The 16,232-nt window shown below is 41.6% G+C and carries 14 protein-coding genes; 9 read left to right on the top strand and 5 right to left on the bottom strand.

Annotated elements, in window-relative coordinates; all coding sequences use genetic code 11:
* Positions 1 to 22: 22 nt before the first annotated feature.
* On the bottom strand, positions 23 to 1,270 hold the full coding sequence (locus DEO27_RS16460; protein ID WP_112567948.1) for a sensor histidine kinase: 1,248 nt from the start codon (positions 1,268 to 1,270) through the stop codon (positions 23 to 25).
* Positions 1,270 to 1,947, bottom strand: coding sequence for a response regulator transcription factor (locus DEO27_RS16455; protein WP_112568155.1), 678 nt, complete (start codon positions 1,945 to 1,947; stop codon positions 1,270 to 1,272). Before DEO27_RS16455 ends, DEO27_RS16460 begins: the two co-directional genes overlap by 1 nt.
* 157 nt (positions 1,948 to 2,104) lie before the next feature.
* Between DEO27_RS16455 and DEO27_RS16450 the strand changes: the two genes are divergently transcribed.
* Both DEO27_RS16450 and DEO27_RS16445 read left to right on the top strand, forming a co-directional pair.
* Positions 2,105 to 2,518: an EamA family transporter gene (locus DEO27_RS16450; RefSeq protein WP_112567950.1), complete on the top strand. Its 414-nt coding sequence runs from the start codon at positions 2,105 to 2,107 to the stop codon at positions 2,516 to 2,518.
* A 146-nt stretch (positions 2,519 to 2,664) separates the two neighbouring features.
* Complete coding sequence (locus DEO27_RS16445; RefSeq protein ID WP_112567952.1) at positions 2,665 to 5,151, top strand: TonB-dependent receptor domain-containing protein; 2,487 nt, start codon at positions 2,665 to 2,667, stop codon at positions 5,149 to 5,151.
* Between the two features lie 158 nt (positions 5,152 to 5,309).
* Here DEO27_RS16445 and DEO27_RS16440 read toward each other — a convergent pair whose 3' ends face one another.
* Entirely contained in the window at positions 5,310 to 5,957 is a 648-nt protein-coding gene (locus DEO27_RS16440; protein ID WP_112567954.1) for a DUF47 domain-containing protein, read from the bottom strand.
* Between the two features lie 291 nt (positions 5,958 to 6,248).
* Here DEO27_RS16440 and DEO27_RS16435 point away from each other — a divergent pair, with 291 nt between their 5' ends.
* The 7 genes from DEO27_RS16435 (at position 6,249) to DEO27_RS31480 (ending at position 14,571) form a co-directional block, all read left to right on the top strand.
* Positions 6,249 to 6,455, top strand: coding sequence for a hypothetical protein (locus tag DEO27_RS16435; RefSeq protein WP_112567956.1), 207 nt, complete (start codon positions 6,249 to 6,251; stop codon positions 6,453 to 6,455).
* Positions 6,456 to 6,572: 117 nt separating this feature from the next.
* Positions 6,573 to 8,972: a carboxypeptidase-like regulatory domain-containing protein gene (locus DEO27_RS16430; protein ID WP_112567958.1), complete on the top strand. Its 2,400-nt coding sequence runs from the start codon at positions 6,573 to 6,575 to the stop codon at positions 8,970 to 8,972.
* Positions 8,973 to 9,245: 273 nt separating this feature from the next.
* Entirely contained in the window at positions 9,246 to 9,761 is a 516-nt protein-coding gene (locus DEO27_RS16425; protein ID WP_112567960.1) for a DUF2911 domain-containing protein, read from the top strand.
* 135 nt (positions 9,762 to 9,896) lie between these two features.
* Positions 9,897 to 11,012 carry a DUF3810 domain-containing protein gene (locus tag DEO27_RS16420; RefSeq protein ID WP_112567962.1) on the top strand — a complete coding sequence of 372 codons (1,116 nt, stop codon included), beginning with the start codon at positions 9,897 to 9,899 and terminating at the stop codon, positions 11,010 to 11,012.
* A 444-nt stretch (positions 11,013 to 11,456) separates the two neighbouring features.
* Entirely contained in the window at positions 11,457 to 13,694 is a 2,238-nt protein-coding gene (locus DEO27_RS16415) for a penicillin acylase family protein (protein WP_223817968.1), read from the top strand.
* Positions 13,695 to 13,720: 26 nt separating this feature from the next.
* Complete coding sequence (locus tag DEO27_RS16410; protein WP_112567964.1) at positions 13,721 to 14,209, top strand: hypothetical protein; 489 nt, start codon at positions 13,721 to 13,723, stop codon at positions 14,207 to 14,209.
* Positions 14,210 to 14,433: 224 nt separating this feature from the next.
* A complete protein-coding gene (locus DEO27_RS31480; RefSeq protein WP_190295109.1) occupies positions 14,434 to 14,571 on the top strand; it encodes a hypothetical protein in 138 nt (45 codons plus the stop codon).
* A 156-nt stretch (positions 14,572 to 14,727) separates the two neighbouring features.
* Here DEO27_RS31480 and DEO27_RS16405 read toward each other — a convergent pair whose 3' ends face one another.
* Positions 14,728 to 15,000 (bottom strand): GIY-YIG nuclease family protein, encoded by a 273-nt coding sequence (locus DEO27_RS16405; RefSeq protein WP_262714144.1) that lies wholly within the window; start codon positions 14,998 to 15,000, stop codon positions 14,728 to 14,730.
* 52 nt (positions 15,001 to 15,052) lie between these two features.
* Positions 15,053 to 16,186 carry a glycosyltransferase gene (locus DEO27_RS16400; RefSeq protein WP_112567968.1) on the bottom strand — a complete coding sequence of 378 codons (1,134 nt, stop codon included), beginning with the start codon at positions 16,184 to 16,186 and terminating at the stop codon, positions 15,053 to 15,055.
* Positions 16,187 to 16,232: the final 46 nt, after the last annotated feature.

Below are 16,232 nucleotides of genomic sequence, written 5' to 3'. Positions count from 1 at the left end.
TTAGGACTGCCATTGTAACAAATTAAAAGTTAACCGTGAAAATGTGGTACGGTGCTTCATAACTGTAAATGAGCTGATAACCCAGGCTTTCGCAGATTTGTTTGGAGATGGTAAGCCCAAGTCCACTGCCCTCGGAATGGGATGATTTATGGAAGCGCGTAAAGATATTTTCAGCGTTGAGGGCGATGTTCTCCCCTGTGTTTTTGATGGTTAAGTTTTCGGTTGTGAGGTTGATGATGATCTCTCCGCCTGCAGCATTATGCCGAACAGCATTAATGATGAGGTTATTGAGCAGAATGTCAATTAAATAAGCCCCGGCCTCCACCTCCTTTTCGCCGAGGATTGAAGTAACCGTTATTTCTTTATCACTAAAAATATCCTCCAGTTGATATAATAATTCTTCTATCAGTTCATTCAAATCCAGATGCTGGCGGTCGTTTAATAGTTTGTTTTCTATTTTAACCAGTAATAATAACGATTGGTTAAGCCTGCTCAATCGTGATACAGCACTGTAAAGGTCGTTAAGTAGTTTACTTTGATGTTCGCTAAAGTTTTCAGTCTGGATTAGTGTGTCCAATTTAGAATTGATCACAGCGATAGGGGTAAGCAGTTCATGCGAGGCGTTTTCGGTAAATGTTTTAAGATCTTTGTAGTCTTTTTTTACCCTTTCGGCCATTGCGGTTACTTCGGCCTGCAACTCATTAAACTCATCGATAGACGTTTTGGGTGAAAGCATTTCCCGGCTATCGGTAACGTTGAATAGCTTTAGTTCGCTAAGTATGCTATAAAAAGGTTGCCAAAGCCTACCCAGGATAAGGCGGTTGGTGATCACCAACACCAGTAGTAATAATAGAATAACACCAATGGTGATAGCGAAGATGATCTGGATCAGATCTTCAGTTTCTACTTTCGATTCAACTATCAGGATCTTATAATACCTGTCGGCAACGGTTACCGAACTAACCAGGCCCCTGCCAGATTCGGGTTCATCTTTTTCGCGATAGTAAGTGGTATTAAAAAACTCACGTTTAACGGAGTTCGGTTCGGCCGAAACAAAAGTGATCTGCTGATCTTTTGATTCAAAAACCTGGGGCAGGTGACGATTGAGCTTCACATAATCAAAAACCTCCTGCTCTTCAACCTCAAGCGATTTGTCCTTTTGGTTGGTAAGAATAAGGCTGATAGCCTGGTAGTAAATAGCGCCTGTTATCAGCATGATAACAATGGTGGCTATTAAGTTTACCCGGTTATACCTTTCGGAAAGCTTCATTATTGATCGGCGAATTTGTAGCCCATACCGTAGGCTGCATAAATATAGTCCTTACCGCCGGCTTCCATTATTTTTTTTCGGATGTTTTTGATGTGCGAATAAATAAAGTCGAAATTATTGGCCAGGTCAATTCCATCGCCCCATAAATGCTCGGCAATGGCGTTTTTGGAGATTACCTTGCCTTTATTAGATATGAAATAGATAAGCAGGGCAAACTCCTTACGGGTAAATTTTACAGGTATTCCGTTTACAGCTACGGTTTTGGCCATCAGATCGATGCTGAGCTCATTAAAGTTAAGCACGTTGCTTCCATTAAACATTTTACGCCTGATGATGGCCGATACCCTTGCCTTAAGTTCGGAAAGGTGGAAGGGTTTTACCAAATAGTCATCGGCACCCAGGTCAAGGCCCTGCAGGCGGTCATCCAATGAGTTTTTGGCCGAGATGATAAGTACACCATCCGTATAATTATTGTTTTTAAGTACTTTTAATATATCTATACCATTGCCGCCGGGCAAGGTAATATCCAGCAGGATGCAATCGTATCTGTACAGTTCAACCTTGGCAAGGGCAGCTGTATAGCTGGCCGCGGTTTCGCAGATATTGCCGGCTTCGGTAAAGTATTCTTCAATACTTTCGCGCAGGCCTTCTTCATCTTCAATGATCAGTAATTTCAAATCTTTTTTTGAGTAAAGGTATATGGTGAATTTGTACGGATTTTGGATTTTTTGGTTAGTGCTTAGCTTCACGAAATTATGCTCACAGATTTTATACAGAATACGTAAGCAAATTTGCCTTTAGCTTGTTGCAAGTTAAATACAAAATCTGATCATTATGTGGTGGATCTACGCATTACTTTCGGCACTGTTTGCGGCGCTTACCGCAATTTTTGCCAAAATAGGTATTAAAGGGGTTGATACGGATTTGGCGACAGCCATTCGTACCGTTGTTATCCTGATACTGGCCTGGGGCATAGCGCTTTTCAAAGGCGGGCATGCTGGTATTGGCAGCCTCACTAAAACCAACTGGACATTTTTAATCTTGTCGGGCTGCGCTACAGGGCTTTCATGGATTTGTTATTTCCGCGCCCTGCAACTGGGCAAGGTAAGCCAGGTTGCCCCTGTTGATAAATTGAGTGTGGCTTTAGCCATCGCGCTCTCTGTTATTTTCCTGGGCGAACCTTTAACCTTGAAAAACGCCATAGGCGCTTTGCTTATTATTGGGGGCACAATTGTATTAATTTTCTAATTTTTTTGTAACGGGCTCATATACAATGTAACAAGCATGCATACATAGCAAAATCATATTGTAACAAATACACTTCAATACCACATAATTCAGATTTAATCCAATCTTTCTTATAAAATTTGTGGTTCAAATACCCACATCATATAATGAAGTCTGTTTTTTTGATATTATTTTCTTTTGTTTTTATAACCGCCTTACACGCCCAAACCGCCTCCGGAGCTAAGGGTAAAATCACAGGTAAAGTAACCGATGCTACCACGAAACAACCGGTAGATTATGCCACCGTTTCTGTATTTAAACAAGGTGCCACATCTCCGTTTAATGGTATCAGTACCGATCCTAAAGGAAATTTCTCTATTAACAATATCCCCGCCGGGGAGTACAAAATAACCGCCGAATTTTTAGGCTATCAAAAAGCTGTTATTGAGCATGTGATAGTTAAAGATGGCGCTGTGTCATTGGGCGAGATCAAACTGGCCCCTACCGCTAACGAGCTAAAAGGGGTAACCATAACCGCCAAAGTGCCAACCGTTGAAAACCGGATTGATAAAATGGTTTATAATCCTCAAAACGATTTAAGTGCGCAGGGTGGTGTGGCTATCGACGTTTTGAAAAAGGTTCCGCAAATTACCGTAGATATTGACGGTAACGTAGAACTGCAGGGAAATGCCAATATCCGCTTCCTGATCAACGGAAAACCATCAAGCATTTTTGGCGCCAGCCTTGCTGATGCTTTGGCCAGTATTCCTGCCAGCCAGATCAAAAGTATTGAGGTTATTACCAGCCCGGGTGCAAAGTATGATGCAGCCGGCACTGGAGGTATCGTAAACATTATTTTGAAAGATAGTAAAGTGCAGGGCGTTAACGGTAGTGTTAACCTATCGGCAGGTACCCGCCGCGAAAACGGTTCATTTAACCTGAATGCCCGCAAAGGCAATTTTGGGGTGAACGCATTTTTTAGCGGTAACGCCCAGATCAATACTAACGCGCCTAATACCCGTAACCGCGTATCAACCGATAGTGCCGGAAGACAAACTACCCTTTTTCAGCAGGGCAGCAATAACTTCAGGCGTAACGGTTACGAATCAGGCATTAATTTTTCATGGGATATTACCCCTAAAGATCAATTAACAGCCGGCGTTGGTTTTAACCATTTTGGCAACCATGGTAACGGCATCACCAACCAGGATCAAAGCGTGGTTGACGCAGCCGGTAACACGGTATCTGATATAAGGAGCATCCGTAACTCAAGCAGTAAATTCAACGGTACCTCAACCGACGTAAATTTGAACTATAAAAAGACCTTCGCCAAAGAAGGGCAGGAGCTTGATGTATTATATTCATCAAGTTTTGGCAGTAACTCATTCAGCTCATTCCAGCGCCAGGATTATGAATCGGGTATAACTTCATCAGGCATTTCTAACAATAACCCCGGTAAAGACAGGGAAACCGATATCTCTGTTGATTATACTCAGCCGGTAAGCAAGAGCTTTACACTTGAAACAGGTGGTAAACTGGTATTTAACCATATCAATAATAATGTAATAACCGATACCCTTTTTGGTGGTAACGCGTTTGTGCCTAACCCTAATCAAACGTATGGTTTTACTTATGATCGTAAGGTGTATGCCTACTATGTTTCGGCCTCAGCATCGGTATTTAACAAGTTTTTAGATATAAAGGCCGGTTTGCGCGACGAGTATACTACCACCAAAGCCGATTTTCAGGGCGTAAGCATTCCGTCATATAATATCCTTGCGCCGTCACTGGTGTTTTCGCACAAGTTTGGTGATGGCAGCGAATCACTTAAATTAAGCTATATCCGCCGCATCCAGCGTCCGGATTATGGCGATTTGAACCCTTTCCTGAATATCAGCGATCCGCACAACATCAACACAGGTAACCCCAATTTAAGGCCCGAAAAAGGCGATAACTTCGAGTTAGGCTACAACAAATCATATGACAAAGGTGCTAATATCAATATAGCCGCTTTCTATCGTCGCAACACCGATGATATCCAGCAGTTCACTACATTTTACTCTACGTTTGATGCAAATGGCACCACTTATACCGATGTTTCGTTAACCCAGCGTTATAATATTGGTTCGGAAGAGCGTATCGGCATCAACCTTTATGGTTCGATACCGGTAACCAGTAAACTGAGCCTGCGTACTAACATGATTTTCAGCGACAGGCGCAGTACCAACCCTGGTTTTGCCAATGTAAGCGCTTTTGCTTATCGCCTTAATCTTAACGCACAATATAGCTTTGGCCATGACCTGAGTGCTGAGTTTTTTGGTAACTATAACTCATCACAAAAAGGTATCCAGGGAACGAATCCAAAATTTGTGTTCTACAACTTTGCTATGCGCAAAATGTTCTGGAATAAAAAGGCAAGCATTGGTCTTACTGCTACCAATCCATTCGCGAAATATGTTAGCCAAAGCTCATCAACATTTGGCAGCAATTTTTACCAAACTAACGTAAGGTTGGTACCGGTACAATCGTTCGGTATAAGCCTGAGCTATAAGTTTGGTAAACTTGAGTTTAAGAAAGACAGGGAGAAAGATAAAAACAATGACCAGGATAATGGCGGCGGAGATAATGGCCCTCAATCCGAAAAAGGAAAATAACACCTCACCCAGCCCTCTCCAGATGAGAAAGAGCCTCACCCAACCCTCTCGAAAGCAGAGGGCTTTATAATAAACGGTATTAAACAAAAAAAGCGATGACAATTCATCGCTTTTTTTGTTTTTAAAGTCCTCTCCTTTGGAGAGGATTTAGGTTGGGTTTACCCGTTCTTGATCAAAATACTTTCAATGATCAGGGTTGTATCTTCGCAGCTATCGGTAGCTGTTTCCATGGCTGCAAAAACATCGGTGTATTTAATTAGCTCAATAGGATCTTTTTCGTTGTTAAGCAGATCGGCAAAGGCTTTATTATGAACTGAGTCGGCCTGAGCTTCCAGCTTTTTAATATTGCTGCAAAGCTCAAAGATGATAGCAGATTTGCTAAGATCATTCATTGCGTTTACTGCTTTTTCAAGCTCGGTACTGGTTTGCAGGATCAGCGCGGCCAGCTCTATCATTGGCTGTGTAATAACAGGTACGTTATATAGGTTTATCCTGCGGGCAGCCATAGTGATCCTGTCGGCTACGTCATCAATTGCCGATGCCAGATCGCACATATCCTTACGGTTAAACGGCGATATCAGCATCCTTCCAGATTCAGAAAATACCCTGTGCGTTATCTCGTAGCTTTTAAATTTTAATTTATCAATATGGGCGAAATTGAATTTCTGCTCATATGAAGTTGGTGCATTTACGGCTTCGTCTAACAGCCTGGCCATTTCGGTAACGTTAGCCACAGCTGTGTTGAATAAATCGTAAAAAAGCTGGTTAGAATTCGGAAATATCGATTTTGAGTTAGTGCTCTTCATTGATCTGTTTTATCAGTCGTGAATTTACAGTAGTTATATTAAGTGGATTTTAAAATATGTCACTATAAATTATTCAGCATGTAAAAGTAACTATTAATACAATGCAAAATGTTAAGTTAATGTTAAGAATGGTTAAGCCAATGTAATAAACCAGTCATAATATCGATGTAAGTTGCTGATTTAAAGTAAAAAGAAACCTGCTGGTAATATGAAGAAAATTGTGTAACATTTAAGTTTAATTAAAACAAATCCCGGCGCTTGCTACTTGTGATTATATTAGTTAATCCGATTATGAAAGCCGGGGATAAACATTTTAAATGCGTAAACAGCAAAACCGGTTACGCTATTTATTACCATTCGCTGGGCCGGGAGCTCAGCAATGAAGAAGTTAAGGCTGAATTAGAAAAAATACGTGCACGCGTAGCTATTCAAAACGGTATTTATCTTGAAACACTTTACTGGGAAGAAATGAAACAGGACGCCGAGCTGACGCAATAGCGGTAAGGTTATAGGTTTGAAATATAACTGGTTTTAAATAAGTACTTTATTTGGAAATAAATACCTACATTTAATTACTCTTATATAACCAGTTTAAACCTATCATTATTCCTTGTTATGAAAAAAATAATATTACTGCTGTTAGCGGCATTGTGCTTTTCTGTGCCTGTTTTATCGCAAAATAGCCAACGGTTATCACCTGTTATCTCTTTGGATACAGCCGTATCGCGCCTGCAAACTTTGTCTGCAGATAAAGCAATTGAAAAACCTTACCTGCATTTTGACAAACCTTATTATAACGCCGGCGATACGCTTTATTTTAAAGCTTATGTTACCCTTGGCGAACAGCATGAGTTATCAAAATTAAGCGGTATACTACATGTTGATCTTATCAGTCCCACCGGTTCTCTCTTGAAATCCATTTCGCTACAACTGGCTAATGGTTTAGCGGTAGGTGATTTTAGCCTCCCCAATACATTGCCCGGGGGGAGCTATCGTATAAGGGCGTACACCAAATGGATGCTGAATAACGGCCAGGTGAATTTTTTTGATAGGCGGATAAACATTAATAACGGGCCGCCTGCAGGAAATAAAGCGGGGATCGCAAAAGCCGGGGTCGAATTCTTTCCGGAAGGTGGACGTTTTGTGAGCAGCATACCGGCCAAATTGGCCTTTAAGGCCGTCGGAACAAATGGATTGGGCGTTAATGTTAAAGGTGTTGTGGTTGATAATACCAATGCGGAAGTAACTAAATTTGAATCGACTCACCTTGGTATGGGACTTATATTTATTACTCCTGAAGCCGGTAAAACATATAAGGCCAATTTAACTTATGCCGATGGCACTAAAGCTACAGTTGATTTGCCCAAAGCTGATAACGAGGGGATCTCGTTAATGGTTAACAATGATAGTGCTGATAAGCTTGGTATTGAAATAAATGCCAATAAAGCTTATTACCTTAAAAATAAGAACAAAGAGATAGGGGTAATCATATATTCGGCTGGTGATGTCAGGTCGGTAAAGGCGGTTCTTGATAACCAGGTGCTTGATTTAAATCTCAATAAAAAAGATTTTAAAACAGGAGTGGTACAGGTAACACTTTTTTCGGCACAAGGTGAACTGCTTAATGAGCGACTGGCCTTTATCCAGAATCCCGATTTACTAACAATTGCTCCAACCTGCGATAAGACTTTATATTCGGAAAGAGGAAAAGTGCATATTTCCATTAATACAAAAAATAAAAACGGAGAAGCGGTTAAAAGTTATCTATCGGCAACAGTAGTGGATGCTGGTAAAGTACCCAGCGCTGAAGATGACGAAAATACGATATTATCGAACCTCTTATTAACCTCCGATCTAAAAGGAAAAATTGAGCAGCCCAATTACTACTTTGTTAATGTTAACAACGATACCCGGGCCAACCTGGATATCCTGATGCTTACCCGAAACTTTAGCAGATTTGAATGGAAGCAACTACTGAGCAATGAAAAACCGGCCAAAGTGTACAGTGCCGAAAATGGGTTTGATATATCCGGGCAGGTAAAAACAACAACGGGAAAGCCGGTTGATGGCGGTATAGTTACATTAATGCCCCGGGCTGGTGGAGCTTTACTGTCCCAAAACACCGATCATGAAGGGAACTTTGCTTTTAGGAACATGGTATATAGTGACGAAACCACTTTTGTGATACAAGCTAAAACAGCTACAGGGGGAAATAATACTCATATATCCGTTTATCTGGAGCCAACGTTAGCAAACATTAATACTGAAGATATCATTAGTCCGGTGAAAGATTCAAATATTACAAGAAATGATCAAACAATGCAACAACCTGTTTATTTAGCTGATGCAAATAAGAGAGGGTTTAATGCTGTTATAAATAGTGATAAAAGAGCTGGTGAACGGCAACATACTACGGAAACATTGGACGACAAAAACGTGCGGGATCAGAGTTTGTTGACTACCGGCTTGGAAGGACGCTTACCTGGAGTTATATTGAGGGATGGGGTGCCTTTTTTGGCAGATAAAGCAAATGCTGTTATGCAAACCGGACCGATGCTTATCATTGCTGATGATACCGCCATGCCTGCAGGAACGAGTGTTAATAATTACAATCCAGTTGATGTTGAAAGCATAACAGTGTTAAAAAATAGTGATGCTGCCATATATGGCATAAGGGGAGCAAACGGTGTATTGATAATAAAAATGAGAAAGTCAGCATCTTCAGGAATGGTAAAGGACATTGCTTTGCCAGGTTTGTTGTATTATACAGCACAGGGATTTTATAAGGCACGTACATTTTATTCGCCTGTTTATGAAGGCTCGCAACAAACAGCTAACAAGCCCGATACTCGAAGCACTATATACTGGAACCCTGATATGGTGACAGATAAAGATGGCAATGTTTCGCTTGATTTTTTTAATGCAGATGGCAAGGGTACTTATCGCGTGGTGATAGAAGGGATTGATGAGGCGGGTAATATAGGGCGTAGTGTATTAACGTATAAGGTACAGTGATGGCGGTAAATAAAAAACCCTGCCATGGTAGGCAGGGTAAAAAAACCACAACAATTGTTTAACCTTTGGGCTATGAATCCCTCCGGTCTATTCCTAACTGCAATATGATCTTTCAATTAATTAAACAATATAAAATTCAAATGGTTTAAACACCACATGTTTATTTTCAGTGTTTTATGTGTTGAAATCACCTCTTACAGGTATTTGAATGAATAGTTGTTTTTAAACCAAATTTCAATCTATATTTATACTTAAATAATTATGAGAAATCTTATGAAAAAATCATTTCAGCTTAAGGCGGCATTCCTGTTCGCTTTTGCCTTATTGTTATCAACAGTAACTTTTGCTCAAAACAAACCAGCCAGCCCGCGCGATAGCGTAAGTGGTAAAGCTGCAGGTTCAACCATTACTATTAACTACGGAAGCCCTTCAGTAAAAGGCCGTAAAATTTGGGGCGGACTTGAAGCTTATGGCAAAGTTTGGCGTGCCGGTGCTAACGAAGCTACTACGTTTACAACAACAAAAGATATTAAAGTTGAAGGTAAATCACTGGCTGCCGGCACTTATGGCTTTTTTCTGATCCCTAACGAAAACGGTACCTGGACAGTTATTTTTAACAAGGTTGCTAAACAATGGGGCGCGTTTAAATATGATGAATCAAAAGATGCCCTGCGCGTAGATGTTAAAACCAAAGCAGCGCCAATGCACGAAAGATTAGTTTATACTGTAGACGCAAAAAGCTTCTGCATGTTCTGGGATAAAATTGTAGTTCCGGTTTCTGTAAAATAAAAATATTAGGTAACCTTAGTTTTCACAATTTTGAAGGCCCCCGGAAACGGGGGCCTTTTGCATGAAAAAGGTCATTGCATGTGACAACCCAGCTATTTTTAAGATGCCGGTAAAGCACTATATTTACCCGATACAATGCGTAGCCGAACCAATAAAAAGCCCGTACTAAAAAGGATCATCATCATATTATCGTTGGCATTAGCTATCTTTTTGCTGATGCTCTTTGCAGATCATCCTGCCGCCGTTGAACGCTATTACGCCAATGGCTTTTACATCATTGTTTGCCGGATTTTTCATTCCATTCTAAATGTATTTCCGTTTAGCGTTGGTGATATCGTATATATAGCTGTAGTACTTTATTTGATTTATGCGGTGATCAGGTTGATAGTCTTGTTGTTTAAAAAGCAGTTTCAAACGGCAGGCAGACTTTTTTTAGGACTAATTATAGGCGTACAGGCCGGTATTGTGGCTTTTTATCTTTTATGGGGGATGAATTATTTCAGGCTGCCTGCTTCCGAGCGATTTGGACTCCGTGATACCGCTTTTACCACTGCCGATCTTAAAGCCGTAACCCGGACGCTGATAGACAGCGCCAACATAACCCGTTCTCGGTTAACACCTGCAGATTGGGCCCAAAACAATACGCATATTTATAACACCGCCCGTCACGCTATTTACACCATCAGTAAAGATTCGGCTAATTTCAGGGCATATAATCCGGATATAAAACCGTCAATACTTACGCCTTTGCTAAATTATATAAGTACTTCGGGGTATTATAATCCTTTTACTTCTGAAGCGCAGGTAAACTACCAGATGCCCGTTTTTACCAGGCCATTTGTGGTTTGCCATGAAATGTCGCACCAGATGGGGTATGGGGCAGAGGACGAGGCTGATTTTGCAGGTTTTATCATCGCTGTAAAATCGCACGACAGGTTATTGCGCTACTCGGCCTATCACCTTGCCGTTCAGGAATTTATGCACTCGCTGGGCGTGCGGGATACAGTTGCTCATAAGGAGCTTAAAGCTTTGATCAGCAAAGAAGTGCGCAGCGATTATATCACCGAGCGAAACTACTGGCTTGCCTATGAAAATAAGCTGGGTGCCATAAGCAGCATTTTTTATGACAACTTTCTGAAAGCCAACAATCAACCGCAAGGACTGGAAACCTATAACAGGATGGTGTTACTGGCAATGGCGTGGTACCGAGACCAGTGGGCGTCATCAGATCATTCTGCTTCGCGTCATTAGGTCATTTGCTTTGCATTATTCTATTTTATGTCATTGGGCGGTTTGCTACATGGCAATTTTTGCCAATTAGCAAAATGACTGAATGACCTAATGACGCGAAGCAAATGACAAACAAAGAAATGAGCGCAGCAGATAAAAAAATGCGTTCCGTATCTCACCCCGGAACGCACACAATATCACGTCTCAAATGATATTGAATCAACTAAATCTCAGATATCATATTAAATGCGTACCCAAGCTCTTATATTCGGATACCGGAACAGAAACCGGTACAGAAAATTCAATAACAAACAACTATACCGTTTTAGCAGTATAGTAATAATTACTCTCCAGAAAGCCGATTGTAAATATTTGAATGAAAACGGCGGTGCGATGTAATTATTATGAATTAATTTTCAAATTTACCTCAAAATCTTTAAAAAGCCTCGTTTACTTCACATTTATATGGATAATTTGTTTGGTAAAATTGCTGTTACTATGAAAGCTGTTTTTGTGATTGTTTTGATGTTTCTTCCGGTATTGGTTTTTGCTCAAAAAATTAATCAGAAAGAAATAAAACGGGCGGAAACATTAGCAAAGTCGGTAACTATCATTCGTGATAACTGGGGAGTTCCTCACATTTATGGAAAAACAGATGCCGCTGCTGTTTTTGGATTGATGTACGCCCAGTGTGAAGATAATTTTAAAGGTATTGAACGCAATTACCTTTACCAGATGGGCAAACAGGCCGAAGTTGATGGTGAGGCCAATTTGTACACCGATGTACAACTGCAATTAATTGCCGATAGCGCAGACGCTATTAAGGATTATAAAACCAGCGCCCCCTGGTTCAGGAAGTTATTGGATGCTTTTGCCGATGGCGTTAACTATTACCTGTACAAGCATCCCGAAGTAAAACCGCAGGTATTTAAGCATTTTGAGCCATGGTATGCGTTAATGTTTACTGATGGCAGTGTTGCCGCAACAGAAACCGGCGGACTTAAGCTAAGCGAAACAAAAGATTTTTATAGCATAGGGCCCGAAAAATTGGGCATGCTGACTGGTAAACCTGAAAACAATATTTACAATATGGTAAATGAGCGCGAAACAGGGTCAAACGGTTTTGCTATAGCGCCATCCAGATCGGCATCCGGTCATGCTTTGTTGTACATTAATCCGCATGTCCCGTTTTATTTCCGTAGCGAGGTTGAATTGGTGAGCAACGAAGGGCTTAATGCTTATGGCGCGGTTACCTGGGGACAGTTTTTTATTTACCAGGGTTTTAATCAGCATTGTGGCTGGATGCATACCAGTGCCTATGCCGATGTAGCCGATCTGTATGCCGAAAAGGTGAGCAAGAAGGATGGAAAATGGTATTATGAATATGATGGCAAGCTAAGGCCGGTGGTTCCCCGGGAGCTATTGCTTAATATAAAGAATGGAAACCAGATTGAGCATCGAACCATTACTGGCTATTATACGCATCATGGTCCGGTATTGGGTGCAAGGAACGGTAAATGGCTGGCGCTTAAAGCTAATAATCGCTCATACAACGCGCTGGTAGAGTCGTGGCTGATAACTAAAGCCAATAGCCTCGCCGAGTATAAAAAAGCGATGAACCTGCTATCAAACGCCACTAATAGCACCGTTTATGCCGACGATAAGGGAAACATCATTTTTTGGTACGGAAACTATATTCCTAAGCGCAACCCCAAATATGATTGGAGTTTACCGGTTGATGGCAGCATATCTGCGACTGAATGGCAAGGAGTTCACAAACTGAGTGAGATTATTACTAACGCTAACCCTGCTACCGGTTGGATCCAGAACTGTAATTCGTCGCCGTTTACCGGATCTGGCCCGTCAAGCCCGGATAAAAATAAATATCCTGTTTACATGGGGCCGGATGGAGAAAACTATAGGGCGATAACGGCTATTAAAATCTTAAAAGATGCAAAGAGCCTTACGCTTGATGACCTGATAGCCAAAGGTTACGATCATTATCTTGCCGCATTTGATGACTTGCTGCCGTCACTGTTTAAAGCCTATGATGCAGCTCCGGATTCGGTGAAACAATCGCTTGCCGAGCCGATAAAGGTCTTGCAGGAATGGGACAGGAATACTGCCATTCAGTCCGTAGCCAGCTCACTTGCTATTGAATGGGGCACCTTGATGATGAAAGCCCTGCCTCCGCCTCAAACCGATCAGGAGGGTACGTTTATTGTGAGGCGTTTTCAAACGCTGATTAAAACGATGCCCCCTGCACAGCAATTGGCTTTGTTGAATGATGTTGTCAAAAATCTGCAAAGCCGTTTTGATACCTGGAAAGTAGAGTGGGGGAATATGAACTGCTACCAACGACCGGACGATGGCATTACCTTTGATGATAACAAGCCCAGTATCCCCGTTGGTTTAACCGGATCTGGCTTCGGACAGCTGCCGTCGTTCCAAAGTCGCACCATGAATACCAATAAACGTTATGGATATTCGGGTAATAGTTTTATCGCTGTTGTAGAATTTGGTACACGGTTAAGGGCAAAAAGTATTGTGAATGGTGGCAGTTCCTTCGATCCGGCGTCAAAAAATTTTACCGATCAGGAGCAGGGCATAATAGATGGTAAGTTTAAGGATGTGCTGTTTTATAAAAAGGATGTTTTAAAACACGCTCAACACACCTATCATCCGGGCGATTATTTTAAATAGTAAAAAGTATATTTGGTAAGTTAAAAATGAAGAGAATCCTGTTAGTTGCCTTATTGTTGTTTTGTGGTGCGGGTTTGTTTGCCCAAAGTGTAACCGTTAATGATTTGGCAAATATCTCCAACCTTTCCAACGCCGAAGCGCATAACTATCTTACCCTCGGCAAAAAATTCAAACGTCAATATATCCAGGATGTTGACGGCAACAGCATTGAACACCTGAACAAAATAGGGCCTGATAATAAGGAAGAAACTGTGGTAATAGGTGTTGGCAGTAAACTCAGCAGCGGTGCGGTGTTGCGCACGGTTACTTATACTACGTCCACCTCGCAACATATTATTAACCTGATAGGGCAGGCCAAGCACATGGGGCTCAAAATGCGTCTTCAGGGAGCAGATGCCAAAAACGATATCTACATTTTTGATAACGACTTTTTTCATATCGTGATGTTCCTCAATCACGATAATGTATCCGGCTCGGTTGAAGTACACCAGAAAGAATATTTAGGGTTTGATTAAGGAAAAGCACTTTGTTATGCTGAGGTACGAGGCATCTTCTTCGCCCTGTAAAGCGGCCCTGTATGTTGAAGAAGATCCTTCGCTGTCGCTCAGGATGACAAGTTAAAAGGGTATTTTGTTATGCTGAGGTACGAGGCATCTTCTTCGCCCTGTAAAGCGGCCCTGTATGTTGAAGAAGATCCTTCGCTGTCGCTCAGGATGACAAGTTAAAAGGGTATTTTGTCATGCTGAGGTACGAAGCATCTTCTTCGCCCTGTAAAGCGGCCCTGTATGTTGAAGAAGATCCTTCGCTGTCGCTCAGGATGACAAGTAAAAAAAGCTTTTGTCATGCTGAGGTACGAAGCATCTTCTTCGCCCTGTAAAGTTGCTCTGCCTATCGCAGAAGACCCTTCGCTATCGCTCAGGATGACAAGTAAAAAAAGCTTTTGTCATGCTGAGGTACGAAGCATCTTCTTCGCCCTGTAAAGCGGCCCTGCCTATCGCAGAAGATCCTTCGCTATCGCTCAGGATGACAAACTTTATTCATTAAGTTTTGGTGGCCACTCCATTATATCTTTATTCAAAAAATGCCAATTAGGATTTTCTTGTTCTATTAACGCTATCTTCTTCGTTCTAACCCATCCTTTTATTTCTTTTTCGCGTTCAATTGCGTGATTAATATATTGATGCCTTTCATACCAAACTAAGTGGTAGCATTTATACTTAGCGGTAAAACTATCCACTTGGTCAATACCGTAATAATGTTCCTGTAGACGACGTTCAAGGTCGTTGGTTACGCCGGTATACAACACTCTTTTGGTATAGTTAGTTAATATATAAGTGTAAAAATTGTACTGCCGCATCCTACTCTTCCCCCTTCAACACCTTCAGCGAGTAAAAACTATCCCGCCAGTAAATGCCGCCCCGGGCAACGGTCAGTATTGATGCTTTTAAAAAATGCCAGGCTAAAAAGAAACCCGAAAAGGGGATCATAAATGCGTACCACCACTTGTTGGGCGGTACCATCATCATGTAAATCATATGAAACAGTAGCATGATACCGGCCATGATACGGATTGTTGTATCGCCAAAAATGAACATCAAAGGCATTGGCAAGGCTACCGACAACAACATATTGATCACGTTAAAAATGGCTTGTGCCAGGCTATAGTTGGCTACGGCAAACGAGTTTTTCTGTACACCGCGGCCAAACTCGCCAAGGTTTTTGTACCATTCAAGGCAAACATATCCAAGGCCGGCCAAAACATCCTGACGGAAACCATCGTGCTTCATGATCCGGCCAAGCTGCAGGTCGTCATCCGGGCGGAGCTTAATGCGCTGATGAGTGCCAAATTTTTCGTAAGCTGTACGCCTGACCAAATTAAATGCGCCTATACCCGATGACGCTTTTGATTTTGGATTTTTAGCTTCCCAGGGTTTCATATCAATCATGAGCATAATGCCGAAGGTTGCCAATACACTGTTTAAAATCGAGGAGCGCGATACCACTTCGGGTAATATGGTTAAATGATCAAGTTGTTGCTTAACCGCGTAACCAACCGCTTTGTTGATAGCATCAGGATGAAAAACAATATCGGCATCGGCAAAAAGCATCCATTCGTCTGTATTGCTAAGGTACCCCTGGTATAGAGCATTGTTTTTACCAAGCCAGCCCTCGGGTAAAGTACTGATGGTAGTAACCTGTAATTGTGGATAGTGTGAGGCAAAGCTTTCCAGGATTTCGGCAGTCCGGTCGGTTGAGCGGTCATTAATTACAATAATTCTGTGGTTGGGGTAGTTGATGTGGCAAACACTCTGCAACGCTTTTTCAAGATCTTCTTCCTCGTTACGCACCGGTATAATGATGGAAAGGGACGGCGGATTATCCATCAGCGGCTGCTGGCTTACCTGTTTAATTTGACTAAAACCCCATAATAGATAAAAGTTTAAACCTAAGGTTGTTACAAACAGTATTACACTATACCAGAAAAGTATCATGATAAAATAGGTTTGGATAAAGGTGAGTAAAAATCAGGAATAATAA

Source organism: Mucilaginibacter rubeus (genome assembly GCF_003286415.2).
GTDB lineage: Bacteria > Bacteroidota > Bacteroidia > Sphingobacteriales > Sphingobacteriaceae > Mucilaginibacter > Mucilaginibacter rubeus_A.
The sequence above is the reverse complement of the archived record's forward strand: the minus strand, read 5'-3'. Positions and strand labels throughout refer to the sequence as shown.

Bases quoted from the DNA above. Each gene is read 5' to 3' on its own strand.
- DEO27_RS31480 (WP_190295109.1), top strand. From the start codon at position 14,434: ATGCTGAGGTACGAAGCATCTTCTTCGCCCTGTAAAGCGGCCCTGTAT.
- DEO27_RS16460 (WP_112567948.1), bottom strand. From the start codon at position 1,270: ATGAAGCTTTCCGAAAGGTATAACCGGGTAAACTTAATAGCCACCATT.
- DEO27_RS16435 (WP_112567956.1), top strand. From the start codon at position 6,249: ATGAAAGCCGGGGATAAACATTTTAAATGCGTAAACAGCAAAACCGGT.
- DEO27_RS16430 (WP_112567958.1), top strand. From the start codon at position 6,573: ATGAAAAAAATAATATTACTGCTGTTAGCGGCATTGTGCTTTTCTGTG.
- DEO27_RS16400 (WP_112567968.1), bottom strand. From the start codon at position 16,186: ATGATACTTTTCTGGTATAGTGTAATACTGTTTGTAACAACCTTAGGT.
- DEO27_RS16420 (WP_112567962.1), top strand. From the start codon at position 9,897: ATGCGTAGCCGAACCAATAAAAAGCCCGTACTAAAAAGGATCATCATC.
- DEO27_RS16450 (WP_112567950.1), top strand. From the start codon at position 2,105: ATGTGGTGGATCTACGCATTACTTTCGGCACTGTTTGCGGCGCTTACC.
- DEO27_RS16445 (WP_112567952.1), top strand. From the start codon at position 2,665: ATGAAGTCTGTTTTTTTGATATTATTTTCTTTTGTTTTTATAACCGCC.
- DEO27_RS16440 (WP_112567954.1), bottom strand. From the start codon at position 5,957: ATGAAGAGCACTAACTCAAAATCGATATTTCCGAATTCTAACCAGCTT.
- DEO27_RS16410 (WP_112567964.1), top strand. From the start codon at position 13,721: ATGAAGAGAATCCTGTTAGTTGCCTTATTGTTGTTTTGTGGTGCGGGT.
- DEO27_RS16425 (WP_112567960.1), top strand. From the start codon at position 9,246: ATGAAAAAATCATTTCAGCTTAAGGCGGCATTCCTGTTCGCTTTTGCC.
- DEO27_RS16415 (WP_223817968.1), top strand. From the start codon at position 11,457: ATGGATAATTTGTTTGGTAAAATTGCTGTTACTATGAAAGCTGTTTTT.